Origin of the sequence: Brevundimonas sp. (assembly GCF_016742135.1) — a bacterium.
Lineage (GTDB): Bacteria > Pseudomonadota > Alphaproteobacteria > Caulobacterales > Caulobacteraceae > Brevundimonas.
Map to the genome: position 1 here is coordinate 139,875 of NZ_JACVCG010000001.1, position 23,437 is coordinate 163,311.

At 65.9% G+C, this 23,437-nt stretch carries 22 protein-coding genes; 16 read left to right on the plus strand and 6 right to left on the minus strand.

The window, feature by feature from the left end; genetic code table 11:
* The first annotated feature begins 216 nt into the window (after positions 1–216).
* The 6 genes from cmk to IBJ06_RS00795 all read left to right on the plus strand — a co-directional run bounded on the left by cmk (position 217) and on the right by IBJ06_RS00795 (position 6,772).
* Positions 217–870 carry a (d)CMP kinase gene (gene cmk, locus IBJ06_RS00770; protein WP_292156609.1) on the plus strand — a complete coding sequence of 218 codons (654 nt, stop codon included), beginning with the start codon at positions 217–219 and terminating at the stop codon, positions 868–870.
* 154 nt (positions 871–1,024) lie between these two features.
* A complete protein-coding gene (gene rpsA / locus IBJ06_RS00775) occupies positions 1,025–2,728 on the plus strand; it encodes a 30S ribosomal protein S1 (protein WP_292156610.1) in 1,704 nt (567 codons plus the stop codon).
* Positions 2,729–2,971: 243 nt separating this feature from the next.
* The gene (locus tag IBJ06_RS00780) at positions 2,972–3,256 is read left to right on the plus strand and encodes an integration host factor subunit beta (protein ID WP_292156611.1); all 285 of its coding nucleotides are present in this window, start codon (positions 2,972–2,974) and stop codon (positions 3,254–3,256) included.
* Positions 3,257–3,264: 8 nt separating this feature from the next.
* On the plus strand, positions 3,265–3,741 hold the full coding sequence (locus IBJ06_RS00785) for a GNAT family N-acetyltransferase (RefSeq protein WP_292156612.1): 477 nt from the start codon (positions 3,265–3,267) through the stop codon (positions 3,739–3,741).
* Positions 3,742–3,773: 32 nt separating this feature from the next.
* The gene (gene mscL, locus IBJ06_RS00790) at positions 3,774–4,190 is read left to right on the plus strand and encodes a large-conductance mechanosensitive channel protein MscL (RefSeq protein WP_292156613.1); all 417 of its coding nucleotides are present in this window, start codon (positions 3,774–3,776) and stop codon (positions 4,188–4,190) included.
* A 656-nt stretch (positions 4,191–4,846) separates the two neighbouring features.
* Positions 4,847–6,772, plus strand: a complete 1,926-nt coding sequence (locus IBJ06_RS00795) for an oligopeptide:H+ symporter (protein ID WP_292156614.1) — start codon at positions 4,847–4,849, stop codon at positions 6,770–6,772.
* A gap of 78 nt (positions 6,773–6,850) precedes the next feature.
* On the opposite strand, the gene IBJ06_RS00800 is transcribed toward IBJ06_RS00795, so the two are convergent.
* Together IBJ06_RS00800 and IBJ06_RS00805 are read right to left on the minus strand one after the other, a co-directional pair.
* Complete coding sequence (locus tag IBJ06_RS00800) at positions 6,851–8,911, minus strand: TonB-dependent receptor (RefSeq protein ID WP_292156615.1); 2,061 nt, start codon at positions 8,909–8,911, stop codon at positions 6,851–6,853.
* A gap of 84 nt (positions 8,912–8,995) precedes the next feature.
* Positions 8,996–11,044 (minus strand): TonB-dependent receptor, encoded by a 2,049-nt coding sequence (locus IBJ06_RS00805; protein WP_292156616.1) that lies wholly within the window; start codon positions 11,042–11,044, stop codon positions 8,996–8,998.
* 140 nt (positions 11,045–11,184) lie between these two features.
* Between IBJ06_RS00805 and IBJ06_RS00810 the strand changes: the two genes are divergently transcribed.
* Positions 11,185–12,141 (plus strand): TraB/GumN family protein, encoded by a 957-nt coding sequence (locus IBJ06_RS00810; RefSeq protein WP_292156617.1) that lies wholly within the window; start codon positions 11,185–11,187, stop codon positions 12,139–12,141.
* Here IBJ06_RS00810 and tldD read toward each other — a convergent pair.
* From tldD to IBJ06_RS00830, 4 genes are read right to left on the minus strand one after another with little or no spacing between them, the layout of a single operon-like run.
* Entirely contained in the window at positions 12,138–13,577 is a 1,440-nt protein-coding gene (tldD, locus tag IBJ06_RS00815; protein ID WP_292156618.1) for a metalloprotease TldD, read from the minus strand. The two genes, IBJ06_RS00810 and tldD, sit on opposite strands and share 4 nt — an antisense overlap.
* A 46-nt stretch (positions 13,578–13,623) precedes the next feature.
* Entirely contained in the window at positions 13,624–14,406 is a 783-nt protein-coding gene (locus tag IBJ06_RS00820) for a DUF2807 domain-containing protein (protein ID WP_292156619.1), read from the minus strand.
* A 23-nt stretch (positions 14,407–14,429) separates the two neighbouring features.
* Positions 14,430–14,999, minus strand: coding sequence for a DUF1700 domain-containing protein (locus tag IBJ06_RS00825; RefSeq protein WP_292156620.1), 570 nt, complete (start codon positions 14,997–14,999; stop codon positions 14,430–14,432).
* Entirely contained in the window at positions 14,996–15,370 is a 375-nt protein-coding gene (locus IBJ06_RS00830; protein WP_292156621.1) for a PadR family transcriptional regulator, read from the minus strand. The genes IBJ06_RS00825 and IBJ06_RS00830 overlap by 4 nt, the downstream gene beginning before the upstream one ends.
* A gap of 316 nt (positions 15,371–15,686) precedes the next feature.
* Here IBJ06_RS00830 and coxB point away from each other — a divergent pair, with 316 nt between their 5' ends.
* From coxB to IBJ06_RS00875, 9 genes are all read left to right on the plus strand, one after another.
* Positions 15,687–16,589 carry a cytochrome c oxidase subunit II gene (gene coxB / locus IBJ06_RS00835; protein ID WP_292157260.1) on the plus strand — a complete coding sequence of 301 codons (903 nt, stop codon included), beginning with the start codon at positions 15,687–15,689 and terminating at the stop codon, positions 16,587–16,589.
* Between the two features lie 24 nt (positions 16,590–16,613).
* On the plus strand, positions 16,614–18,266 hold the full coding sequence (ctaD, locus tag IBJ06_RS00840) for a cytochrome c oxidase subunit I (RefSeq protein ID WP_292156622.1): 1,653 nt from the start codon (positions 16,614–16,616) through the stop codon (positions 18,264–18,266).
* Positions 18,267–18,376: 110 nt separating this feature from the next.
* The gene (gene cyoE, locus IBJ06_RS00845; protein ID WP_292156623.1) at positions 18,377–19,369 is read left to right on the plus strand and encodes a heme o synthase; all 993 of its coding nucleotides are present in this window, start codon (positions 18,377–18,379) and stop codon (positions 19,367–19,369) included.
* On the plus strand, positions 19,360–19,560 hold the full coding sequence (locus tag IBJ06_RS00850) for a hypothetical protein (protein ID WP_292156624.1): 201 nt from the start codon (positions 19,360–19,362) through the stop codon (positions 19,558–19,560). The genes cyoE and IBJ06_RS00850 overlap by 10 nt, the downstream gene beginning before the upstream one ends.
* Positions 19,557–20,120: a cytochrome c oxidase assembly protein gene (locus IBJ06_RS00855; RefSeq protein WP_292156625.1), complete on the plus strand. Its 564-nt coding sequence runs from the start codon at positions 19,557–19,559 to the stop codon at positions 20,118–20,120. The genes IBJ06_RS00850 and IBJ06_RS00855 overlap by 4 nt, the downstream gene beginning before the upstream one ends.
* A 48-nt stretch (positions 20,121–20,168) precedes the next feature.
* Positions 20,169–21,065 (plus strand): cytochrome c oxidase subunit 3, encoded by an 897-nt coding sequence (locus IBJ06_RS00860; protein ID WP_292156626.1) that lies wholly within the window; start codon positions 20,169–20,171, stop codon positions 21,063–21,065.
* Positions 21,062–21,496 carry a DUF983 domain-containing protein gene (locus tag IBJ06_RS00865; protein ID WP_292156627.1) on the plus strand — a complete coding sequence of 145 codons (435 nt, stop codon included), beginning with the start codon at positions 21,062–21,064 and terminating at the stop codon, positions 21,494–21,496. Before IBJ06_RS00860 ends, IBJ06_RS00865 begins: the two co-directional genes overlap by 4 nt.
* Positions 21,489–22,172 (plus strand): SURF1 family protein, encoded by a 684-nt coding sequence (locus IBJ06_RS00870; RefSeq protein ID WP_292156628.1) that lies wholly within the window; start codon positions 21,489–21,491, stop codon positions 22,170–22,172. The genes IBJ06_RS00865 and IBJ06_RS00870 overlap by 8 nt, the downstream gene beginning before the upstream one ends.
* A gap of 59 nt (positions 22,173–22,231) precedes the next feature.
* Positions 22,232–23,434 (plus strand): pitrilysin family protein, encoded by a 1,203-nt coding sequence (locus IBJ06_RS00875; protein ID WP_365811892.1) that lies wholly within the window; start codon positions 22,232–22,234, stop codon positions 23,432–23,434.
* The last annotated feature ends 3 nt before the right edge of the window (positions 23,435–23,437 follow it).

Here is a 23,437-nt window from a genome sequence, read left to right on the forward strand (position 1 = left end):
CCGTAGAGGCGGCCTCTACTGGCGTCGTGCGAGGTCGCGGAGGCGCGACATCCTTGTCGACGAGCCCGGCCTGGTTCTCTCTCCGTGTCGGCTGGATGTTCATCGTGGGCGCAGGCTTTGCGGCGCTTGGTGCGTTCGGTATCTGGAAGACCGTTTTTCCCAGGAAGAAGCAGGCAAATCGACGGAGGAAAGCGTCTGTGAAATGTCCAAACGATCATGACTGAGACTTCCAGCGCCCCCCTCATCATCGCCGTCGACGGCCCGGCCGCTTCCGGCAAGGGCACCATCGCCCAGCGGCTGGCGCAGCACTATGGCCTGCCGCACCTCGATACGGGCCTGCTGTATCGTGCCGTAGGCCTCGGCGTGCTGGACCGGGGTGGGGACCTCGGGGATGCGGCCATGGCGGAACAGGTCGCCCGCGCGCTCCAGCCCTCCGACCTGACCGATACCGCCCGCCTGACCGACCGGGGCGCGGGCGAGGCCGCCAGTCGCGTGGCCGGCCATCCCGGCGTGCGGGCCGCCCTTCTGGACCTTCAGACCCGCTTTGCCCATCAGCCGGGCGGGGCCGTGCTGGACGGGCGCGACATCGGCACCGTCATCGCGCCGGACGCCCCGGCCAAGCTGTTCGTCACCGCCAGCCCCGAGGTCCGCGCCCGCCGCCGCTGGCTGCAGCTCACGGCGCGCGGCGAGGCCATCGCCTTCGACGACATGCTGGCCGATATCCTGAAGCGCGACGCCCGCGATGCCGGTCGCGGGGCCGCCCCCATGGTCCAGGCGGCCGACGCGGCCTTGCTGGATACGACCGATATGGATATAGAGGCCGCCTTCGATGCGGCCCGCCGTATCGTCGAGACCTCGCGAGCGCGCTGACCGGCGGGCAAATCCAACGCAAGGACCCTCGGCCACCGCGGGCGATCGGGCTGCAAAGCCTAGCCCCGGATCGACTGTCTATCCGAAAGCCAATCCACCCACCGCGCGGACTCCCATGTCCCTGCGCCCAACCCTTTTCCAACCCCAGAGTTTCATGACCGATACCCTTACCCCGACCCGCGACGATTTCGCCGCCCTTCTCGACGAGACCCTTCAGGGTCGTGACCTTGGCGAAGGCCAGGTCGTCCATGGCCGCGTCGTCGGCATCGAAAAAGACATCATCATCATCGACGTCGGTCTGAAGACCGAAGGCCGGATCTCGGCCCGCGAGTTCGGTCAGGGCGAAGGCGCCTCCATCCCCAAGGTCGGCGATGACGTCGAAGTCTATCTCGAGCGCGTCGAGAACGCCCTGGGCGAGGCCGTCATCAGCCGCGACAAGGCTCGCCGCGAGGAAGCCTGGACCCGTCTGGAAGCCGTCTTCGCCGAAGAGCAGCCCGTCATGGGCGCCATCGTCGGCCGGGTGAAGGGTGGCTTCACCGTCGATCTGGGCGGCGCATCGGCCTTCCTGCCGGGCTCGCAGGTCGACATCCGCCCGGTCCGCGACGTCGGCCCGCTGATGGGCAAGGAACAGCCCTTCGCCATTCTCAAGATGGACCGTCCGCGCGGCAACATCGTCGTCTCGCGTCGCGCCATCCTGGAAGAAGCCCGCGCAGAGCAGCGCACCGAACTGGTCGGCCAGCTGGCCGAGGGTGAAGTCCGCGAAGGCGTGGTCAAGAACATCACCGACTACGGTGCGTTCGTGGACCTGGGCGGCATCGACGGCCTGCTGCACGTCACCGACATGTCGTGGAAGCGCGTCTCGCACCCCTCGCAGGTGCTGGCCGTCGGCGACACCGTCCAGGTGCAGATCGTCAAGATCAACCCCGACACCCAGCGCATCAGCCTGGGCATGAAGCAGCTGCAGACCGATCCGTGGGACGGCGTCGAAGCCAAATACCCGGTCGGCGCCAAGATGACCGGCCGCATCACCAATATCACCGACTACGGCGCCTTCGTCGAGCTGGAAGCCGGTGTCGAGGGTCTGGTCCACGTCTCGGAAATGAGCTGGACCAAGAAGAACGTCCATCCGGGCAAGATCGTCTCCACCTCGCAGGAAGTGGACGTGGTCGTCCTGGACGTCGATTCCGCCAAGCGTCGCATCTCGCTGGGTCTCAAGCAGGCCCAGGACAATCCGTGGGATGCCTTCGTCGCCAATCACCCGATCGGCTCGACCGTCGAGGGTGAGGTCAAGAACGCCACCGAATTCGGTCTGTTCATCGGCCTGGACAGCGACATCGACGGCATGGTCCACCTGTCCGACCTCGACTGGAACGTCTCGGGCGAAGAAGCCATCCAGCGCTATCGCAAGGGCGAGATGGTCAAGGCCAAGGTGCTCGACGTCGACGTCGAGAAGGAACGCGTCTCGCTCGGCATCAAGCAGCTGGGCGGCGATCCGATGGAAGGCGACACCTACAAGAAGGGTCAGCAGATCACCGTCACCGTCACGGCCATCGAGACCGGCGGCATCGAGGTCAAGTTCGGCGAGGATGACGCGCCGGTCACGGCCTTCATCCGCAAGTCGGACCTGTCGCGTGACCGGGCCGAACAGCGCCCCGAGCGCTTCGCCGTCGGCGATCGCGTCGACGCCATGATCACCGGTATCGAAAAGGCCACGCGCCGCGTCTCGGTCTCGGTCAAGGCGCTCGAGATGAAGGACGAGCAGGAAGCCATCGAACAGTTCGGCTCTTCGGACTCCGGCGCTTCGCTCGGCGACATCCTGGGTGCCGCCCTGCGCGAAAAGGGTACGACCAGGGACTAACGTCGTTATCCGTGCAAAATGGGGGCGGTCGGAGCGATCCGGCCGCCCTTTTTGCTGTTTCTCGCGCTAATTAATGTCGGTTAGCGTACATTAAGCCTGTTAATGATGCTTAATCTGCGCATCCCCCCTTTATTCCCCGGCCACGCGAGGTCTAGGGTGGGGCCAGCCGCCGGGGGGCCGGTTTGGCAGGCACGATGGATGCCGCAACACGAATTGCGCCCGTCGGGACGAGAAGGGGCTGAGATGATCAAGTCCGAATTGATTGAGAAACTGGCGGCCGAAAACCCGCATCTGACCCAGGCCGAGGTCGAGCGTCTGGTCAATGTCGTGCTGGGCCGCATGGTCGAGACCCTGTCGGATGGCGGGCGGGTCGAAATCCGGGGCTTCGGGGCCTTTTCGGTTCGGCATCGTCCCGCGCGCCAGGGGCGCAACCCGCGAACCGGCGAAACCGTCGACGTGCCGGCCAAGGCCGTGCCCTTCTTCAAAAGCGGCAAGGAGCTGCGCGAGCGGCTGAACGCCGGGGACTGAGGCGGCGCATGCGGCCCGGCTGGCGGATCCTCCCGGCGGACTTCGACGACCCCCGGCTTCAGGCGCTCCTGGCCCTGCACCTTGACGGCATGCGCCGCTATTCGCCCGCCTGCGCGGTGCACGCCCTGGACCTGTCAGGTCTCAAGGCTCCGGGCGTGACGCTCTATACCCTGTGGCAGGACGACAGCCTTCTCGGCATGGGCGCCCTGCGGCTCCACGACGGCGGCGTGGCCGAGATCAAGTCGATGCGCACCCATCCCGATCATCTGGGACAGGGCGTGGCCCGGACCCTGCTGGAGCATCTGATCGATCAGGCCCGCCATCAGGGCTGTCACCGCCTCAGTCTGGAAACAGGGTCCGGCCCGGCCTTCGAGGCGGCGCTGAACCTTTACGGCGCGCGCGGATTCATCAGGGGCGGGGCCTTCGGCGACTATACGGCCAGCGATTTCAATCAATTCTATCATCTCGATCTGCAGCCGGCCTGAGCGCCGCGCCGGATCGCATCACGGAGAAAGACATGGGGCTGTTCCAGGAATTCCGCGAGTTCGCGGTGCGCGGCAATGTCGTCGATCTGGCGGTCGGCATCATCATTGGTGCGGCCTTCAACGGCATCGTCAAAAGCCTGGTCGATCAGGTCGTCATGCCCCCGATCGGCCTGATCACGGGCGGCCTCGACTTCTCCGAGCTGAAATGGGTGCTGAAGCCCGAGGACCCCACGACCGAGGCCATTGAGGAGGTCGCCATCCAGTACGGCGCCTTTGCCAATACCGTCGTGCAGTTCCTGATCGTGGCCTTCGTTGTCTTCCTGCTGGTCAAGGGCATCAACAACATGCGCCGCAAACAGGCCGAGGAGCCCCAGGCCACACCCTCGGCGCCCACCCCCAGCGAGGCCCTGCTCACTGAAATCCGCGACCTGCTGAAGACCCGGGGCTGATGTCGGGTTGAGGGCAACTCCTGCGACAGCCGCCGCCAAAACCTCCTGTGTTTTAAACGTCTCCGGCGACTCCTGGACCGTTTTGACCGACCAGGTCCCGGCCCCGTCCATACTGTCCGGTTGCCAAACCCGCCGGACCGCCCCGACGTGATTTCAGACCATTCAGACGGTCAAAATGCGCCTCCCCTTCCCCTTGAGGGGGAAGGGGCGGGGGGTGGGGTGGACGCACTGCCCACGATGCCCGGGCACAGGAGGCACCGCCGCCTCGCGCGCCCGACCGGACATACCTGCCTCCACCCCCACCCCACCCTCCCCCCTCAAGGGGGAGGGCTCAGCAGAGAGGATTTCAGACCATTCAGACCATTCAGACCATTCAGACCATTCAGACCATTCAGACGGTTCAGACGGTTCAGACGGTATTTCTGCATCCGGGCCGGGACGATTTCAGACCATTCAGACGGTTCAGACCCTGTTTTCGACCCCGGACGTCGGCCCGTGTCCACACCTCGGTAACCTTAGGCCTTGTCCGGGTTTGAGGATCGTGATCGAAATGCGCCTTCGTGCGCCAGGTGGGGTGCCGCAAGAGGGAGTAAGCCGTTGTCAGAAGCGGACATGAGGGGCGCGGGTGTTGCGCCTGACCGGGGGAGGAACCGGAAATGAATATCGTCATTATCGTCGGCCTGATCATCACCCTGGTGACGGGCCTTCCGGTTCTGCTGCAGATCCTGAAAAATCATCCCAAAGGGCTGATGATCCTGTTCTTCGCCGAGATGTGGGAGCGCTTTTCCTACTACGGCATGCGGGCCATCCTGATCTTCTACCTGACCCAGCATTTCCTGTTCGACGATGCCCTCGCGGGCTCAACCTACGGGTCCTACACCTCGCTGGTCTATCTGTTGCCGCTGCTCGGCGGCCTTCTGGCTGACCGTTATCTGGGCACGCGCAAGGCGATCGCCTTCGGGGCCATCCTGCTGGTGGCCGGTCACAGCGCCATGGCGCTGGAAGGCACCCAGGCCACCCAGTATCTGGTCTATGACGACACCCGTTATCAGGTGACGTCCGAGGGCGGCGAGGGGTCGCGGATCATGATCGGCGACACCCCTGTGGCCTTCATGGGCGCCGAGGGCGGCGGCGTCGCCCTGCAGTCCCCGCCGGCGGACTCGCCTCTTCCTGCGGTCCTGCCCGCGGGCAGCTATGCAATGGAGGCGGACCGCAATCCCCTCTACGTCAGCATCTTCTATCTGGCGCTGTCGCTGATCATCGTCGGGGTGGGCTTCCTGAAACCGAACATCTCGACGATCGTGGGCCAGCTGTATCCGCAAGGCGATCCCCGGCGCGATTCGGGCTTCACCCTCTATTATTACGGCATCAACCTCGGGGCCTTCTGGGCCGCCATCCTGTGTGGCTATCTGGGCCAGACCGTCGGCTGGTGGGCGGGCTTCGGCCTGGCCGGGGTCGGCATGGCCCTGGGCTGGATCGTCTTCGTGCTCGGCAAGCCGCTGCTGCAGGGCAATGGTGAGCCGCCCAACCCGGTGCTGCTGAAGCAGTCCGTCGCCGGGCCGATCAACCGCGAATGGATGATCTATCTGGGGGGGTTCGCCAGCGTGGGCATCGTCTGGTTCATGGTCCAGTCCAGCCAGGTCGTCGGCTGGGCACTGGGCGTCAGTACCATTCTGGCGCTCGCCTTCATCGCCTGGTTCATCGTCTTCCGGTGCACGGACAAGATCGAGCGCGAGCGCATGATGCTGGCGGTAGTCCTGATCTTTGCCTCGGTGGTCTTCTGGACCCTGTTTGAACAGGCCGGCACCTCGCTGAATCTGTTCACCGACCGCAACGTCGATCTGGCCCTCACGTCACAGGCGGTGAATGTGCTCGGCATCCCCGTGGGCACGCCGGCTCAGATGGCCGCTGCCGGGATCGACATCAGTGGGGGCATGGCATGGATCGATTCGACCATCACGGCGTCCCAGACCCAGTCGTTCAACGCGGGCTTCATCCTGATCTTCGCCCCCATCTTCGCGGCGCTCTGGGCCTTCCTCGGAAGCCGTCGGATGGATCCGAACCCGACGCTGAAGTTCGCCATGGCGCTGCTTCAGGTTGGTCTCGGCTTCATGGTCGTGGTCTGGGCGGTGGACTCGGGTTTCGTCAACGAAGCCTTCCGCGTGCCGCTGCTGTTCCTGGGACTGCTCTACCTGCTGCATACGACCGGTGAGCTGTTCCTGTCGCCGGTCGGTCTGTCGCAGATCACCAAGCTGTCCGTCGCCTCGGTGGTCAGCTTCATGATGGCGGTGTGGTTCCTGTCCAGCTCGATCGCCCAGTTCGTGGGCGGCCAGATCGCGGGACTGGCGGGGACCGAGACCATCGGCGGCCAGGTCCTGGACCCGGAGGCCGCGCTCGCGGCGTCTCTCAGGGTGTTTGAAATGCTGGGATGGGTCGGTATCGCCTGCGGCGTCGCCTTCTTCCTGATCAGCTTCTTCATCAAGCACTGGGCGCACGGGGCCGACGAGCCTCGCAATCCCGGCCCCGATCTGACGGATCGTGGCCAACAGGACGCCAACATCGCCAAGCCCGATCAGGTCTGACGTCGGGCATCCGACCGGACAGGCTGGACAGGGGGGGCGGGGCCGGTGGGCTCCGCCCCCTTTACTGTGGGCTAATCCTCAGATTGTCTTGCGGATTTGCAGGAACAGCCAGGACCCGCGGGTCTGGGCATAGGTCTCGCGCAGGGCCAGAGGCGCGCTGTCGCGCGGGCCGGCATAGATGTCCCGCCGCCGCCGTTCCTCGGCGTCGGTCAGGTTGCTGAGGTCGATCCGCACGCTCAGGTCGCGCGACGGCTTCCAGTGAACGAAGGCCCCGAAGTAGGGCTCGGACTCGGTGTAGCGCAGCTCCCGCACCCGGTAGCCGGTCCCGCCGTCCATGTCGCAGCCGTGGTCCATGCCCCAGGTCCAGCGGCCGCCGTCCAGGTCCTGGCTGAAGGCGACCCCACAGCCGAAGCCGTCGTCGCCCGAGAACCGCCGGGTCTCGCCCGTCAGGGGGTCGGTGACCTCGGTCTCGCGCGTCACCGCCCGCGCCGTGAGGCGTCCGTCCGGGATGCCCAGCCGATCCATCGGCAGGGTCACCTGCACCTCGAACTCGGTCTGGCGGGCATCCCCGATGTTGCCCAGCGCCTCGAACCCCCCGACCAGCGGGATGACGTCGATGTAGTCCTCATAGCGGTTGTGCGTCAGCCGCGCGGTGAACACCCCCTCGTCCCAGAAGCGCCGCTCATAGACCACCTCGACGGGGTTGGACTTGGTGGGCTCCAGGTCGGCGTTGCCCGCCTCGACCTGGCCCAGATCGACCTCGGCCGAGGCGGCGAAGTCGCCAAAGTCGAGCTGGCCGACCTTGCGCTCCGCCCGGAAGCGGAACTGGTGATTGGGCAGGGGTGTCCAGGTCACCAGAAGGCGGGGCTTGGGGTAGACAAAGGACTTGGCGCTGTCGGTGTCGCCCGACTGGCGGATCTCCGACACCTCGACCCGCAGGCCCGCCTCGACCGTCAGGTTGGGCGCCGGGCGCCAGGTCGCCTGGCCGGAGACCTCGCCGCGCACCTCCTCGACCAGCACGGAGGCGCCGGGAAGGGCGACCGGCACGCCGTTCTCCTCATAGGCGGTGTCGGTGTCGAGGAAGTTGTAGGCGACTTCGGCCCCGCCCTCATACGACCAGCGGTCGTCGCGGCGGTGACGGACGACGCCCCGTCCGATGGTCTCCCCCGACGTCGAGTCGCTGGTGAACAGGCCGGTCCGCCCCGTCCGGACAAAGCCCGACTCGACGGTCGAGGTGTCCAGCCGCTGCAGCCCGGTCAGCTCCAATTCCGTTTCCGGGCCCAGGGGGCGGGTCCAGCGGGCGCCGATCTCCCCGCTCAGCTCCTTGAAACCCCTCTGGCTGAAGTCGTCGTCCCCCGCCCCGGCGCGGATGAGGATGTCCTGCTCCTGGTCGTTGTTGAAGTACGAGGTGACCGCGTTGACCCGCAGCAGCCCCCCCGCCCAGGGACGCTGAACGGCCCCCGAGGCGCGCACATTGCGGAACCGGTCCCACGACCGGATATCCGCGTCCTGGATCAGGGCACCGGAAGGATCAAAACGCCGGCGGTGCCCTTCATTGGTGTTGCTGGTGCGGTCGACCGTGGCGCTGATGGCTCCCTCGATCTGGCTGTCGCCGGCCCGCCGGGAGTACTCGGCCTGGACGATCGGCCCGATGTAGCCGTCCTCATAAACATAGGCGTCGAGCCCCAGCACGCGCTCGACCGTGACCGTGGTCTTCAGGACGACATTGGCGACGACCGAGCGCCCCTGCATGTCGATCCCGGGAGCCCCGCCCCGGATCAGCTCGATCCGCTCGATGCTGTCGGCCGAGATGCGACCCAGAAGATTGGCCAGGCCTTCGCTCTTGGTCGACGGATGCCGACCGTCGATCAGGACATTGCCGGCCGTGCCGGCCAGTCCCCGCGTCCCTGAACTGCCGCTGTTCAGGGCAAAGCCAGGCAGGCGTTGGATCATGTCCAGCGCCGTCCGCGGACGGGTATCGGCAAAGAAGGCGGGATCGTAGATCAGGACGCCGGGGCGCTCCGGATCCTGGCGCGCCTCCACGCCTGCATCGGGCGCATACTGGGCGGCGGCGGGCGGGGCCAGGCCCAGCCACAGGGTGGCCGCCGCGGTGCTCGCCAGCCAGACGGTGCGTGTCATGTCCCCTCCCCTTGATCCGGCCACCCATAACGCCCGAACCGTCAATCGCCAGTTACAAGACGGAAAGGTGGCCGGATCCCGGGATCAGAAGGTCTTGCGCAACCGGATCGAGAAGAAGGTCCGGGGATCGATCTCGCGCCGCTCGATGAAGGCGATGGGGCGCGGCGATGTCCGGTCCGCATACACCGTCCGCTCGGTATCGAAATTGTCCCAAAGGTTGACCTGGGCCCGGATCGACAGGCTGTCGGTCGGCTTGTACTCGGCGGCCAGCTCGAAATAGTCCCCCCCCTTCCAGGCGAAGGTCTGGTCGGGATCATAGGTGGTCTGGCCGAGGATCGGAATCCAGGCGACGCTCCAGTTGATGCGCCAGGTGGTGATATCCTGCGCGAAGGAGATCGTCGGCTGTCGTGCCCGAACGCGCGAGATCGGACGTTTCTCGCCGGTGGTCGGATCGGTGACCTCGGTGCTGTTCCAGTCATTGCGGAAGCGCAGCCGGCCGCCGCTGATGCCGGCCTTGTCCGTTGGAATGACGATGTTGACCGACAGCTGGTCGAGCGTGCCGTCGCCGATATTGCCGACCGCCGACAGGCCGTCCTGAAGCGGAATCCGGTCGATGACGTTGCCGATCTCGTCGTGGCGCAGGCCGATGCTCAAGATACCGTCACCCCAGAAGCGGCGCTCGAAGGTGATCTCACTGATCCAGCGATCTTCGGGTTCCAGATCCGCATTGCCGCCCAGCACATTCTGGTTGTCCAGCTCGGCGCTGGCGGCAAAGTCGCCGAAATCGAGCTGGCCGACCTCGCGTTCGAAACGGGCGCGCACCTGGGTTTCGGCCATGGGAGTCCAGCTCAGCTGCACCCGGGGCTTGGCGAAGAAGAAGGATTTTTCCTGTTCGGCATCGCCCGACTGACTGATGGTCGAGGACTCCAGGCGCAAGCCGCTTTCCAGCGACAGGCGGGGCGAGATGCGCCAGGTGCTCTTGCCGAACAATTCGCCGCGGGTTTCCTCGACCACGACCGAGGCCGAGGGCAGGACCACGGGCGTCCCGCCCACAGAAAACGCCTGTTCTGTGTCCAGGCGGTTGTAGGCGATCTCACCGCCCCCTTCGAAGGTCAGGGCCTCGGACCGTTCAAACCGGACCAGGGCGCGGGCAATGGTTTCCGAGGCGTCGCCGACCGACTCGAAGCGCTGTTCCGGCTCGGGACCGGCACCCATGTCGGCGTTGTAGGTCGAGATCGAATCGAAGTCCGAGAATTCGTGGATGAAGCGCGTCTCCAGCGACAGTTGGCTCCCCAGCGGACGGGTGTAGACGATGCCGACCTCGCCCGAGCTGCCGTCATTGTCGTAGCGGCTTTCACGTCGGGTCCCGGTACCCGTGAACCGGTCCATGCTGTGCCAATCGTTCACGCCATAGCGGGCCGTCAGGTCGATCTTGCCGCCCAGGGCGGGCGCGGCGTAGTTCCCCCGGATGCCGGTGCCGCCCCCGTAACCGTCGTTGTAGAAGTCCTCCTGTCGCAGCAGGGTGCCGTCGGCGGCGCGCCGCGTGGCCGGGCCGACGCCGTTGGAATCGCTCATCCCGATGCCGTCCGACAGGGTGAAGCCCCAGGTCCGGTCGCCGTCGCGGGCCGTGAACTGATAGGAGCCCCCGTACACGTCCGTGCCGCCGTCAAAGAAGGTGGCATTGGCATTGACCACGGTCTGCCGGCTGCTCTGGTTCTTGAGGATGACATTCACGACGACGGAATAGCCCTGCATGTCGATCCCGGGAGCGCCGCCCCGGATCAATTCGATCCGCTCGACCTGGGATACCAGGGTCCGCGACAGGACGGACGACCCCGTATCGTTCTTGGAGGCCGGACGCGCCCCGTTGATCAGGACATTGCCCACCGCGCCCTCGAAGCCGCGACCGCCGTCGCCATCGCTCACCGAGAAGCCGGGAACCCGTTGCACCATGTCGAGTGCCGTGTTCGGGTTCTGACCGGCAAAGAATTCCGGCGTGAAGATCAGGACTCCCTGATCCGTGGACCGGGCGCTGGTCGTCCCGCTGCCCATCGATTCCTGCGCCAGGGCATGGGGCGCGAAGGCCATGGCCAGGGCAGCGGTGGTGGTGATCAGAAGTGTTTTACGCGTCATGAATATTTCCCCTCGTCGATGGAGAGAGGTGTCGTCTTTCAAGTTGACGCGAGCCAGTTACAAGTTCGATAAGTAGATTAAATCGGTTTCATGACAGGCAATACATAATGTTACTTGGGCGTAATGTTTGGGGCGGCCGGGTGGCGCGGGCATCTCTCGCCTTGATCGCCTGTGTGGCGGCGGTCGTCATGGCGCCCCCACGCGTCGCAGCGCAGGAGGCCGAGACAACGGTCGATGAGATCATCGTCACCGCCCGCCGTTCGGGCGCGCCGATGTGGGAAGTGACCCGGGGCGGGTCGACCGTCCTGCTGGTCGGGGCCATCCAGGCGGTGCCCGCCGGCATCGAATGGCGACCCGGTCCCCTGGAGCAGGCGACCCGGCAAGCGCAACGGGTCTATTTCCCGCAGCGTATCTCCGCCTCTCCCGCGGACCTGTTCCGGGTTATCTGGCGCTCGCGCACCCTGACGCGGATGCCAGAGGGCCGGACGACGACGGACTATCTGTCGCCAGAGTGGCAGGCGCGTCTTGATGCACTTGAGGCGACCTATGGCAAGGACTGGTCCCGCGACAGCTTTCTGGTTCTCAGCAGTGAACTGCTCTCGGACCGCCTCGGCCTTCGCGACCGCGGCAATCAGGAGGTTGGAGAGGTGGTGCGGCGAGCGGCGCGCCGCGGGCGGGTGCCGGTCACCTCCATCGGCAGTGTTCGGGGCGATGCGGTGATCGACGACCTGCTGACCCGTCCGCCCGAATCCTGGGTGCCTTGCGTCGAAGCCACCATCGCCGCCGCCGAAGCCGGTCGCCCGGCGGTCGAGGCTCGCGGACTGGCCTGGATACGCTTTGATGTGCCGGCGGTGATGGCATCCCCCATCGAGGCGGCCATGTCCCAGTGCTGGCCCTGGAGCGATCCGGCGCTGGGTACCCTGCTGCGCGGCCAGTGGATCAGCGCCGTGGAAGGGGCCCTGCGGCAGCCCGGAGTGACGCTGGCGGTTGCACCGCTTCGCGTACTGGCGGAGCCCGGTGGCGTGCTGGATGATCTGGAACGCCGGGGCCTGGAGATCATCGGCCCAGACTGGCGGGCGGATCAGGCTGCGGATTAGAGGGCCGTCCCGCCGACCGTCAGGCCGCCGATCTTGAGGCTGGGTTGGCCGATGCCGACGGGCACACCCTGTCCCGCCTTGCCGCAGACGCCCACGCCGGGGTCAAAGGCGAAGTCGTCCCCGATCATGGTGATGTTGGTCAGGGCTGTGGCCCCGTCGCCGATGAGGGTTGCACCGCGCACGGGGGCCGTGATCTTACCGTCCTCGATCAGGTAGGCCTCGGTGCACTGGAAGACGAACTTCCCGTTGGTGATGTCGACCTGGCCGCCACCGAAGTTCGCCGCATAGAGGCCGCGCTTCGTCGAGGCGATCATATCGGCGCGGCTGTCCCGGCCCCCTTCCATGAAGGTGTTGGTCATGCGGGGCATGGGCGGGTGGGCGAAGGACTGGCGGCGGGCATTGCCGGTCGCCCGGGCGTTCAGTTTTCGCGCGCTCAGTCGGTCGTGCATCAGGCCGACCATGATGCCGTCCTCGATCAGCACGGTGCGCGAGGTCGGCGTGCCCTCGTCATCGACGGTCAGCGAGCCTCGACGCCCGGCAATGGAGCCGTCATCGACCACGGTCACCCCGGGCGCGGCCACGCGCTTGCCCATCATACCGGAAAAAACGGAACTGCCCTTGCGGTGGAAATCGCCTTCAAAGCCGTGGCCGACCGCCTCGTGCAGCAGCACCCCGGGCCATCCGGCCCCGAGGACCACATCCATCTCGCCCGCCGGGCAGTCGACGGCTTCGAGGTTCACCAGCGCCTGACGCAGGGCTTCATCCACCTGGGCCTGCCAGCGGGCGGGCGCGATCCAGGTGTCGAATCCGGCGCGGCCGCCGGCGCCTGACGAGGCGCTCTCGCGGCGACCGTTCTGCTCGACCGTGACCGAGACATTCAGGCGGACCAGCGGGCGGATGTCGCGCACACCGCGACCGTCGGCGCGCAGAATCTCGATGTCGCGATGCTCGCCCGCCATCGACACGGACACCTGGACGACACGAGGGTCCCGGGCCCGGGCCCAGGCATCGATCTCGGACAGGAGGGCGATCTTGTCGGAAAAGGCGGGCGAGGCCAGCGGATTGATCGGGGCATAAAGCTGCTGGTTGGTCGAAAGGGGCGCCTCGGTCTGAGTGCCGCTGCGGCCCTGGATGGCCAAAGACGCCGTTTCGGCTGCCCGCCTGATGGAGTCGACATCGACGACGCTGGAGTGGGCATAGCCGGCGGTCTCGTCTGAAACGACACGCAGGCCGAACCCCTCATGGGCATCATAGGAGGCGGACTTCAGCCGACCGTCGTCGAACACCAGCGATTCGGTCTCGGCCCGCTCGAGGAACAGTTCCCCGTCGTCCGCTCCGCTCATGGCGTCAGCCAGGATCGACCGTGCGGCCTCGGGCGACAGATCGGCGGTTTCCAGCAGGGAGGGGACGGGGACGGGGACGGAAGACTGGGTCATCCCCCTATCTAGGCATGCCGCGCGACCGCGTCACCCGTCCGCCCTGTCACGGTTGACGAATATTGCCCGACCCCGACACCCGGCTGTCCAGTCGCTCCGGACGGCGGGTCAGGGTGACATCGCCGGACCCCGAGATGGCGACCGCCGCGCGACCCGTGGGGCCCAGGCGCGCCTCGCCCGAGCCCGAAACCGTCACGTCCGCGTCGGCCAGGTCGAGGGCTTCCAGATCGACCTCGCCCGAACCCGAAATGTCGAGGGTCAGGGCGCGGGTGCGGCCCTGGGCCTCGATCTCGCCCGAGCCCGATATGCCGAGATCCATCTGGTCCTGATCATAGGCGCGGATGTCCAGATGGCCCGAGCCGTTGACGCGGAAGCGGGTCACGTCCGGCGCGGTGACCACGACGCGCAAGTAGTCTCGGGGGCTCCAGCCGCGCAGGCCGCCCTCGTCCCAGCTGAGGAAGACTTGCTCCTCGCCTTCCTTCAGACGGATGCGGCCCCCCGTGATCTCGACGCGATCGACCAGCGCCTCAGGCCCCGTGACGGTCACACCCGCCTGGCTGCCCTGGACGTATTCCACGTCGCCGCCGAAATCGAGCACCAGCGTCTGGCCGCCGTCCCAGGCCAGGGTTCGCGTGACCTCCGGGCCGGCGTTGCGGGCATCCGCGTTTCGGACCCGCTCGAAGCGGATGGGATGGCCGTCGCGATCAAGGATCGTCCAGGACCAGCCGTGCGCGGCCAGGTCGCGTCCGCCGAGGGCGAAGGCTCCGCCAAGGCAGACAAGGGTCAGAACCAGCCCGGCGGCGGCAATGATCAGGGATGTACGGATCATGATGTTTCTCCGGGAACTATGGGTCAGGCGACCTGCGGCTCAAGCGCGGGCTTGAGCAGGCGGTAATGAAGGCGGGCGAACCAGACGACGCCGTTGACCAGCCAGATGGTCAGCACGGTCAGAAGGGCCGCACCCGTAACGGACGCCGCCATCAGGCCCAGCCCGGCGAGGATCGCGGCCAGGGGGCCACCGGGAGCTCCGGCGATCGGTCCCAGAACCATGATGACGACACCGGCGATGAAGGTGCCCAGCGCCGCCGCATAGCCGCCGAGAATGACCCCGATCAGGCTCATCAGCAGGGGGAGCAGGAACAGTATGTCGATGGCGCCCAGTCCCAGCACCGCGAGGATGGCGGCGGTCGCGGACGACGGATTCTGCTCCTGGTGCCAGCGACGGATGCCCGCCTCTGCTTTAAGCTCACGGGCCAGCCGGTCCGGATTGCCGAGCGCCTCGGCGACCTCGGCCTCGCTGCGGCCTTCGGCGAGGCCGTCATCGAAATGGGCCTCATAGTCATTAAGGACCTCGGCGGCGGCGCTGGTCGGCATGCCGACCAGGCCCTTCTTCAGCCGGGACATGAATTCGGCGCGGGTCATTGGGCGGTTCCCCCCTCTTGGGTGTCTGTGGTGGCGGGCGCCGGCGTGGTCGCTCCCGCGATCAGGTCATCGACGGCCCGGGCAAAACGGCGCCATTCTCGGCCCTGGTCCTCCAGGGCGCGCCGGCCGGCATCGGTCAGGCGATAATATTTCCGGGACGGGCCGGCGGGTGATTCGACCAGATAGGTCTCGACCCATCCATCGGTCTGCATGCGGCGCATGAGGGGATAGATGGTGCCTTCGCCCATATCGATCGCGTCCGACAGGCGGCTGGCGATCTCATAGGCATAGCTGTCGTCGCGGGCCAGAAGGGCCAGGACGCACAGGCCCAGCACCCCCTTCTTCAGCTGTATTTCAATCGGCTCGGGCAAATCGGCCTCCTTTGAGGAGCCATTCGCTATCGCAAGCTAGCATGTCACGCAAGGTAGCTTGCGAAACATGACGGCGATTTAATTTCCGGGTGCGGCGACATGGAGCGGCATTGATGCGCCTCCATCGCTTGGCAAGCGCGAAGCGGGGGGATAAGGACCGGCCATCACTCTACGCCCGAGGGGCCGGGTGCGTCTGCGATCCGTTCGCAGATCGCTCGTAGGAAAGACTGAGATGAGGACGTCTGCGATGGCATCGGGCATTCGCGCCCTTAAGGCAGCCCCGGCGGCAGTGACCGCCTGGATCGGCGCCACGATCATGGTGGGGGCTTCGGCCATGCCCGCCATGGCCCAGGAACTGCTGGGTCAGCCGACCCCGGGAGGCATTGGCCTTCAGCCGGCGGCGTCGAAGCTGAAGCACGACGCCATCTGGTTCCATGATGTGATCCTGCTGCCGGTGATCACCTTCATCACCCTGCTGGTTCTGGGCCTGCTGATCTGGGTCGTGGTGCGCTACAACAAGAAGGCGAACCCGGTCCCCGCGCGCTGGAGCCATAACACCCTGGTTGAGGTGATCTGGACGGTTCTGCCGGTGGTCATCCTGATGGTAATCGCCCTGTTCTCCTTCCGGCTGCTGTACGACTATGAGGCCATGCCCGAGCCCGATCTGACGGTGAAGGTCACAGGCAACCAGTGGAACTGGGGCTATGAATATCCGGACCAGGGCGTGCCGGAGTTCATCTCCAATATGCTGCCCGAGGACGAAGCCCTGGCGCGCAATGTCCCGTATCGCCTCGCAGCGGATCAGGCCATGGTGGTGCCGGTTGGCAAGACCGTCCGCCTGCTGATCACGGCCTCGGATGTGATTCACGCGGTCGCGCTGCCGGCCTTCGGTCTGAAGACCGACGCCATTCCCGGACGCACCAACGAAACCTGGTTCAAGGCTGAACGGACCGGCGTCTATTACGGCCAGTGCTCCGAGCTGTGCGGTGTCGATCACGCCTTCATGCCCATCGAGATCCGCGTGGTGACCGAGGCGGAGTTCGCCGCCTGGGTCGCCTCGAAGGGCGGGTCGATGACGGCCGCCGCCGACGCGGAAGCCGAAGCCGCGGCTGCGCAGGCCGCCGCTGCCCAGTCGGCGCCGGTCGCCGAGGCCGCCGACGACACAACGGCTGACGCCGCTTCCACCGAACCGGCGGCCGCGCCCGCCGCCGCTCAATAAGTTACGCGAGAGCCCGAAACGACCATGGCCACCGCACACGCAGCCCACGACGACCACGATCACAAGCCCGGGTTCTTTACCCGCTGGTTCCTGTCGACCAACCACAAGGACATCGGCACCCTGTACCTGCTGTTCGCCATCATGGCGGGCATCGTCGGCGGGGCCCTGTCGGGTCTGATCCGCTGGGAACTGGCCGAGCCGGGCATGCAGGTGTTCGTCCAGGGCGGCCTGGTCGAGCAGCTGGGGATCGTCGAGGCGTCCAAGCACGGCTATAACGTCACGGTCACGGCCCACGCCCTGATCATGATCTTCTTCATGGTCATGCCGGCCATGATCGGTGGTTTCGGCAACTGGTTCGTTCCGATCATGATCGGTGCGCCGGACATGGCCTTCCCGCGCATGAACAACATCTCGTTCTGGCTGCTGGTCGCCGCCTGGATCCTGCTGTGCATGTCGATGTTCGTGGACGGGGGGCCGGGGCAGGGCTTCGGCGGGGGGTGGACCATCTATCCGCCGCTGTCGACCATGGGCCACACCGGTCCGGCCATGGACCTGGCGATCTTCTCGCTGCACGTCGCGGGGGCCAGCTCGATTCTCGGCGCCATCAACTTCATCACCACCATCTTCAACATGCGCGCGCCGGGCATGACCCTGCACCGCATGCCGCTGTTCGCCTGGTCGGTGCTGATCACCGCCTTCCTGCTGCTGCTGTCGCTGCCGGTGCTGGCGGGCGCCATCACCATGCTGCTGACCGACCGCAACTTCGGCACGTCGTTCTTCGACCCGGCCGGTGGCGGTGACCCGGTGATGTTCCAGCACCTGTTCTGGTTCTTCGGACACCCCGAGGTGTACATCCTGATCCTGCCGGGCTTCGGCATCATCAGCCACATCGTCTCGACCTTCTCGAAGAAGCCCGTGTTCGGCTATCTGGCCATGGCCTATGCCATGGTGGCCATCGGCTTCATCGGTTTCATCGTCTGGGCGCACCACATGTACACGGTCGGCATGACCGTGAACCTGCGCGCCTATTTCATCGCTGCGACCATGGTCATCGCCGTCCCAACCGGGGTGAAGATCTTCAGCTGGATCGCGACCATGTGGGGCGGGTCCATCGACTTCAAGACGCCCATGCTGTGGGCCATCGGCTTCATCTTCCTGTTCACCGTCGGGGGGGTCACGGGCGTGGTCCTGGCCAACGCCGGTATCGATTACAGCTTCCACGACACCTATTACGTCGTGGCCCACTTCCACTATGTGCTGTCGCTGGGGGCGGTGTTCGCGATCTTCGCGGGCTTCTACTACTGGTTCGAAAAGATGTTCGGCGTGAAGTACAACGAGTTCCTCGGCACGCTGCACTTCTGGATCATGTTCGTCGGCGTGAACGTGATCTTCTTCCCGCAGCACTTCCTGGGTCTGCAGGGCATGCCGCGCCGCTACATCGATTATCCGGACGCCTATACTTTCTGGAACCTGGTGTCGTCGTGGGGTTACGTCATCACCGTCGTGGGCGTGGTGGTCTTCATCGTCGTGTTGATCGAGGCTGCCATCCGTCGCCGCCCTGGTGTCGCCAACCCGTGGGGCGAGGGCGCAACCACTCTGGAGTGGACCCTGTCGTCGCCGCCGCCGCACCACCAGTTCAACGAGCTGCCGGTGGTCAAGGACGACGATCGCCATTAATCCGGAAGGCGCTCCTGCGCCCGACGGCCCAACCTGAAGTCCTCGGGACCGTCCCTTCCACGCGAGGGGACGGTCCTGACCTTTCATAGAACGACACGGTCTCCTGACCCATGACCGACACGCGGCCCAGACTGTCGACTGCCCAGCCCGGTGACTATTTCCAGCTGCTGAAGCCACGCGTCATGTCGCTGGTCATCTTCACGGCGGTGACGGGCCTGCTGGTCGCGCCGGGCCAGATGAATCCCGTGGTCGCCGCCATCGCCATCCTGTGCATCGCTGTCGGTGCCGGTGCCGCCGGGGCCCTCAACATGGGGCTGGAAGGTGAGACCGATGCCCTGATGAAGCGCACTCGCGGCCGCCCTGTCGCTGCAGGCAGGGTCAACAAGAATGACGCCCTGGCCTATGGCGCGGTCCTGTCGCTGTTCTCGGTCATGCTGCTGGGCATGAACACCAACTGGTTCGCGGCGGGCCTGCTGGCGCTGACCATCGTCTATTACGCCGGCTTCTACACGCTGATGCTCAAGCGCCGGACCCCCCAGAACATCGTCATCGGCGGGGCGGCCGGGGCCTTCCCTCCGGTGATCGGCTGGGCCGCGGTGACCGGCGACGCGCCGTGGCAGGCCTGGCTGCTGTTCCTGATCATCTTCCTGTGGACCCCGCCGCATTCCTGGGCGCTGGCCCTCTATTCGGCCGGTGACTATGCGCGGGCGGGGATTCCCATGATGCCGGTGGTCCGAGGCGCGAAGTCCACACGCCTCCAGATCCTGCTTTACAGTCTGGTGCTGGTGCCGGTGGCCATTCTTCCGGGCGTGACGGACCTCGGGGGCCCGATTTACCTGGGGATCTCGGTCGTCGGCGGCCTGTTGTTCCTGCTGCTGGCCTTTCGCCTGTGGCGCAGCCGGGCAGGGGATCAGCCCGAGGCCGACCGGACCCATGGGGGCCCGGCCGTGGGACGAGAGGCCGCATTGTATGATGTCCGGATTGACGCCAAACCGGCCCGCAACCTGTTTGCCTATTCGATCCTGTATCTGATGCTGCTGTTCCTGGCGCTGCTGCTCGAGAATCTGCCCGCATCTACTCTGGTGTGCCCCTCATGCGCCTGACCGATGATGAACTGATCGCCCGCAAGCGCCGCAATCTATGGATTGCTCTGGGTCTGGTCGCCTTCATGGTGCTGGTGTTTCTGACGACCTTCCTGCGGCTCAAACAGAATATTGCTGACGCTTCCGCCACGATGCCCGTCGCCGAGGCCCCGGCCCGGCCGGCCGGGCCCGCCATCGGAGGGGCTTCATGAATCGCAAGAACCTGATCGCCCTGATCTGTGGCGGTGTGGTGATGCTGATGACGGGCGCGGCCTTCGCCGCCGTGCCCCTTTATCAGCTGTTCTGTCAGGTGACCGGCTTTGGCGGCACGGTCCGGATGGCCGACAAGGCGCCGGACGTCGTGCTGGACGAAACGGTGTTGATCCGCTTCGACACCAACGTCCGCAACCTGCCGATGACCTTCAAGGCCGAGCAACTGCAGCAGCGCGTGCGAATCGGCGAGACGGGCATGGCCTATTTCGAGGTGACCAACACTTCGGATCAGCCGATCGGGGCCACGGCGGCTTATAACGTCGTGCCCGAGCGCGCCGGGGCCTATTTCCAGAAGCTGCAGTGCTTCTGCTTTGACGGTCAGGTGATCCCCGCCGGCGAGACGATGCGCTTTCCGGTCCAGTATTTCGTGGCCCCCGAACTGGCCACCGATCCCGAGGGCCGGGGCGTGACCCAGATCACCCTCAGCTATACATTCTACCCGACCAAGGATTTTGACGCCGCTTCGGTGACGGCAAACTCTGGCGCCATGGGATCGTGAGCGCTATAGGGCCAGTCACGAGTCTATCCGAGAGCAAGAGACCCCAGAATGGCTGACGCGCACGCCGCTCCTCATCACGACTATCACCTGGTCAATCCCAGCCCGTGGCCGCTGGTCGCCTCGATCGCCGTCACCGTGATGATGGTGGGGGCGGTGGCCTGGATGAAGGGCGTCTTCGGTCTCGAGGCCGGGACCAAGTGGCTGTTCTTCGCCGGTCTGGCGGGCGTGCTCTATTCCATGTTCGGCTGGTGGAGCGACGTCATCAAGGAAAGCCGCCAGGGCGATCACACGCCGGTCGTCTCGATCGGCCTGCGATACGGCATGGTGCTGTTCATCGCATCCGAGGTCATGTTCTTCGCCGCCTTCTTCTGGATGTTCTTTGAAATGTCCGTCTACAACGAGGCGCGCGCGCATATCCCGGCGATGAGCTTCTGGACCGACACGGCGGCCGCCTGGACCAATGCCGACGGCACCACCCTGTGGCCGCCCAAGGGCATTGAGACGCTGGACGCCTGGCAACTGCCGCTTCTGAACACTGTCATCCTGCTGCTGAGCGGTACCACGGTCACCTGGGCCCACCACGCGCTGCAGGTCGGCGACCGCAAAGGCGCCAAGCTGGGCCTGCTGATCACCGTGCTGCTGGGGGTGCTGTTCACGGCCATTCAGGCGTACGAATATTACCACATCATCCACGAGAACCTGTTCTTCAATGACGAGGCCGTGAACTCCGGGCTGTACGGGTCGATCTTCTTCATGGCGACGGGCTTCCACGGCTTCCACGTGCTGATCGGTACGCTGTTCCTGACGGTCTGCCTGCTGCGCCTGATGGCCGGCCAGATGTCACCGAAGAAGCATTTCGGTTTCGAGGCCGCGGCCTGGTACTGGCACTTCGTCGACGTGGTCTGGCTGTTCCTGTTCGCCTTCGTCTACGTCATCTACGGGTGATCGACGGGCCCGCAGGGATCAATCCTCAGCCGGCGCGGGACGAACAGTCCCGCGCCGCTTTTCTTGATGAGGTTGAGCGGATCCACCCGATCCGCGCCGGTCTGCTTTGCCGGTGCCCGGCCTGCGGCGAGGGCAGGTTGTTCGTCGGCTTTCTGAAGGTCGTGGACCGTTGCGCGGTCTGTGGTGCCGACTTTACCCGTTTGAATACCGGTGACGGGGCCGCTGTCTTCATCATGCAGATTTCGGGAGGCATCTCGGTCTTCCTGGCACTCGGCCTGCAGATCGCCTTTGGACCCCCGCTATGGGTTCTGATGATCGTGGCGGTGCCCCTGGTGCTGGCCCTGTCGCTGGGCCTGATGCGACCCGGAAAGGGGGTGATGATCGCCTTGCAGATGAAGGATCACGAGGGTGGAGCCGCGCCCCATGTCTGACCTGCGGACCCTCCGGTTCCCCTGGGGGCTGACTCTGGTCTCGGGTGTCGCCTTCGTCTTGCTGGTCTTCCTTGGCCTCTGGCAGGTCCAGCGCCTGCAGTGGAAACAGGACCTGATCGCCCGTGCCGAAGCCGCCGCCGAGCTGCCGCCGGTATCGCTGGAAGCCCTTTCGCAGATGCCGGATCCGGAATTCCGTACGGCCATGCTGGCCTGTGACTTCCAAAACCAGCCCTATGTCGAGCTGCAATCGATACAGGACGGCCAACCGGGCGTGCGTCTGATCTCCAGCTGTGACGGTTGGCTGGTCGATCTGGGGTTCGTGCCGGAAACCGTCAGCGCCCGTCCGGCGGGGCAATCTGATCCCATCCCCGCCCTCATCGCCCAGGCGCGACGGGTCGAGGCACCCGGCGCCTTTGCCCCTCCGCCTGACGGCAACCGCTTCTATGCCCGGGATACAGAGGCCATGAGCCGGGCGCTGGGTGTCCAGGGTCCGGTGCGCCCCTATGTCCTGTTCGCCATGCGGTCGGTCTGGCCGGCGTGGGAGGCGCTTGAGCCCTCGCCCCCTCCCGCTGCTTTTTCGAACAACCATATGGGCTATGCCCTGACCTGGTTCGGGCTGGCGCTGGCGCTGGCCGGCTTCTATATCGCCCTGCTCCGCCGGAAGCTGAAGCCCTGACCCTGCGATCCCACACCCTGCCGAATGGCGTCCGTGTCATCTGCGATCCGATCCCCGGCCTGCAGACGGTGGCCGTCTGCGTCGCGATCGGTGCCGGCGCGCGTCATGAAAGTCCGGAGCATTCCGGCTGGTCCCATTTTCTCGAACATATGGTGTTCAAGGGGGCGGGCGACATGTCAGCTCGCGAAATCGTCGAGCGGATCGAGGCCGGGGGCGGATCGATCAATGCCTCGACCGGGTATGAGCGCACGGTGTTCGAGGTCCGGGCCATGGCCGACGGGCTGGAGACAGCGCTTCAGGTGATCGCCGACCTGATCTTTCACCCCGTGTTCGATCCCGAAGAGGTCGAGCGCGAGAAGGATGTCGTCGCCCAGGAAATCGCCGAGGCGTTTGACACCCCCGACGACCACGTCTTCGAGATGGCCCAGTCGCGGGCCTTCGACGGGCAGCCGCTCGGGCGTGCCATCCTGGGCGAGATCGGGACGCTGGTCCCGATTGACCGCGAGGCCCTGCGCGCCTTCCGGGCCGACATGTACCGTCCCGACCGGATCGTGGTGTCGGTGTCCGGGGCCGTCGATGAGACGCAGCTTCTGTCCCTGGTCGAGCGTGGCTTTGGCCAGGGTGCCACACGTCCCGCGTCGTCTGTCCCGGCGGGACATTTCAGGGGCGGTGAGGCGCGTCTCGCCCGCCGGATTGAGCAGGCGAACCTGGTCTTCCTGTTGCCGGGCTTCAGCCACACCGATCCGCGCAGACCCGCTTTGCGTCTGGGTGTTGAAATCCTGGGGGGCGGCATGGCTTCGCGTCTGTTCCAGACCGCGCGGGAGGAGCGCGGGCTGGCCTATGCGATAGATGCCTACCATGAGAGCTATACCGACTGCGGTGTGCTGGGTCTTTATGCCGGAGCTGCGGGCGAGCGCGCGGCGGAGCTGGCCCAGGTCTGCGGCGAGACGATACGGGCACTGGTGACCGACGGGCCGACCGAGCGGGAACTGGACCGGGCCCGCGCCGTCGCCCGGGCCGGCATACGGATGGCGGACGAAAGCCCGGTGGCGCGTGCCGGTCGACTGGCGACACAGGCGCTGATCCTTGGTCACCCCGTCAGCAGCGACACCATGGTCGACGAAGTCATGGAGCAGAGCCGCCAGGATGTGCAACAGGCCCTGGCGGCCTGCCTGGCGCCGGGCCTGACCGCCACGGCGGTGCTCGGGCCGCGGACGGGCTTGTCGGCGGGTCGTCTGTTCCAGCGCGGCCTGACAGGATAAGTC

Coding starts and splice junctions, on each gene's coding strand:
- IBJ06_RS00780 (WP_292156611.1), top strand. CDS start 2,972: ATGATCAAGTCCGAATTGATTGAGAAACTGGCGGCCGAAAACCCGCAT.
- IBJ06_RS00825 (WP_292156620.1), bottom strand. CDS start 14,999: ATGACCCGCGCCGAATTCATGTCCCGGCTGAAGAAGGGCCTGGTCGGC.
- IBJ06_RS00800 (WP_292156615.1), bottom strand. CDS start 8,911: ATGACACGCACCGTCTGGCTGGCGAGCACCGCGGCGGCCACCCTGTGG.
- IBJ06_RS00850 (WP_292156624.1), top strand. CDS start 19,360: ATGCGCCTGACCGATGATGAACTGATCGCCCGCAAGCGCCGCAATCTA.
- IBJ06_RS00860 (WP_292156626.1), top strand. CDS start 20,169: ATGGCTGACGCGCACGCCGCTCCTCATCACGACTATCACCTGGTCAAT.
- IBJ06_RS00870 (WP_292156628.1), top strand. CDS start 21,489: ATGTCTGACCTGCGGACCCTCCGGTTCCCCTGGGGGCTGACTCTGGTC.
- cmk (WP_292156609.1), top strand. CDS start 217: ATGACTGAGACTTCCAGCGCCCCCCTCATCATCGCCGTCGACGGCCCG.
- IBJ06_RS00805 (WP_292156616.1), bottom strand. CDS start 11,044: ATGACGCGTAAAACACTTCTGATCACCACCACCGCTGCCCTGGCCATG.
- mscL (WP_292156613.1), top strand. CDS start 3,774: ATGGGGCTGTTCCAGGAATTCCGCGAGTTCGCGGTGCGCGGCAATGTC.
- rpsA (WP_292156610.1), top strand. CDS start 1,025: ATGACCGATACCCTTACCCCGACCCGCGACGATTTCGCCGCCCTTCTC.
- cyoE (WP_292156623.1), top strand. CDS start 18,377: ATGACCGACACGCGGCCCAGACTGTCGACTGCCCAGCCCGGTGACTAT.
- IBJ06_RS00795 (WP_292156614.1), top strand. CDS start 4,847: ATGAATATCGTCATTATCGTCGGCCTGATCATCACCCTGGTGACGGGC.
- ctaD (WP_292156622.1), top strand. CDS start 16,614: ATGGCCACCGCACACGCAGCCCACGACGACCACGATCACAAGCCCGGG.
- coxB (WP_292157260.1), top strand. CDS start 15,687: ATGGTGGGGGCTTCGGCCATGCCCGCCATGGCCCAGGAACTGCTGGGT.
- tldD (WP_292156618.1), bottom strand. CDS start 13,577: ATGACCCAGTCTTCCGTCCCCGTCCCCGTCCCCTCCCTGCTGGAAACC.
- IBJ06_RS00785 (WP_292156612.1), top strand. CDS start 3,265: ATGCGGCCCGGCTGGCGGATCCTCCCGGCGGACTTCGACGACCCCCGG.
- IBJ06_RS00855 (WP_292156625.1), top strand. CDS start 19,557: ATGAATCGCAAGAACCTGATCGCCCTGATCTGTGGCGGTGTGGTGATG.
- IBJ06_RS00820 (WP_292156619.1), bottom strand. CDS start 14,406: ATGATCCGTACATCCCTGATCATTGCCGCCGCCGGGCTGGTTCTGACC.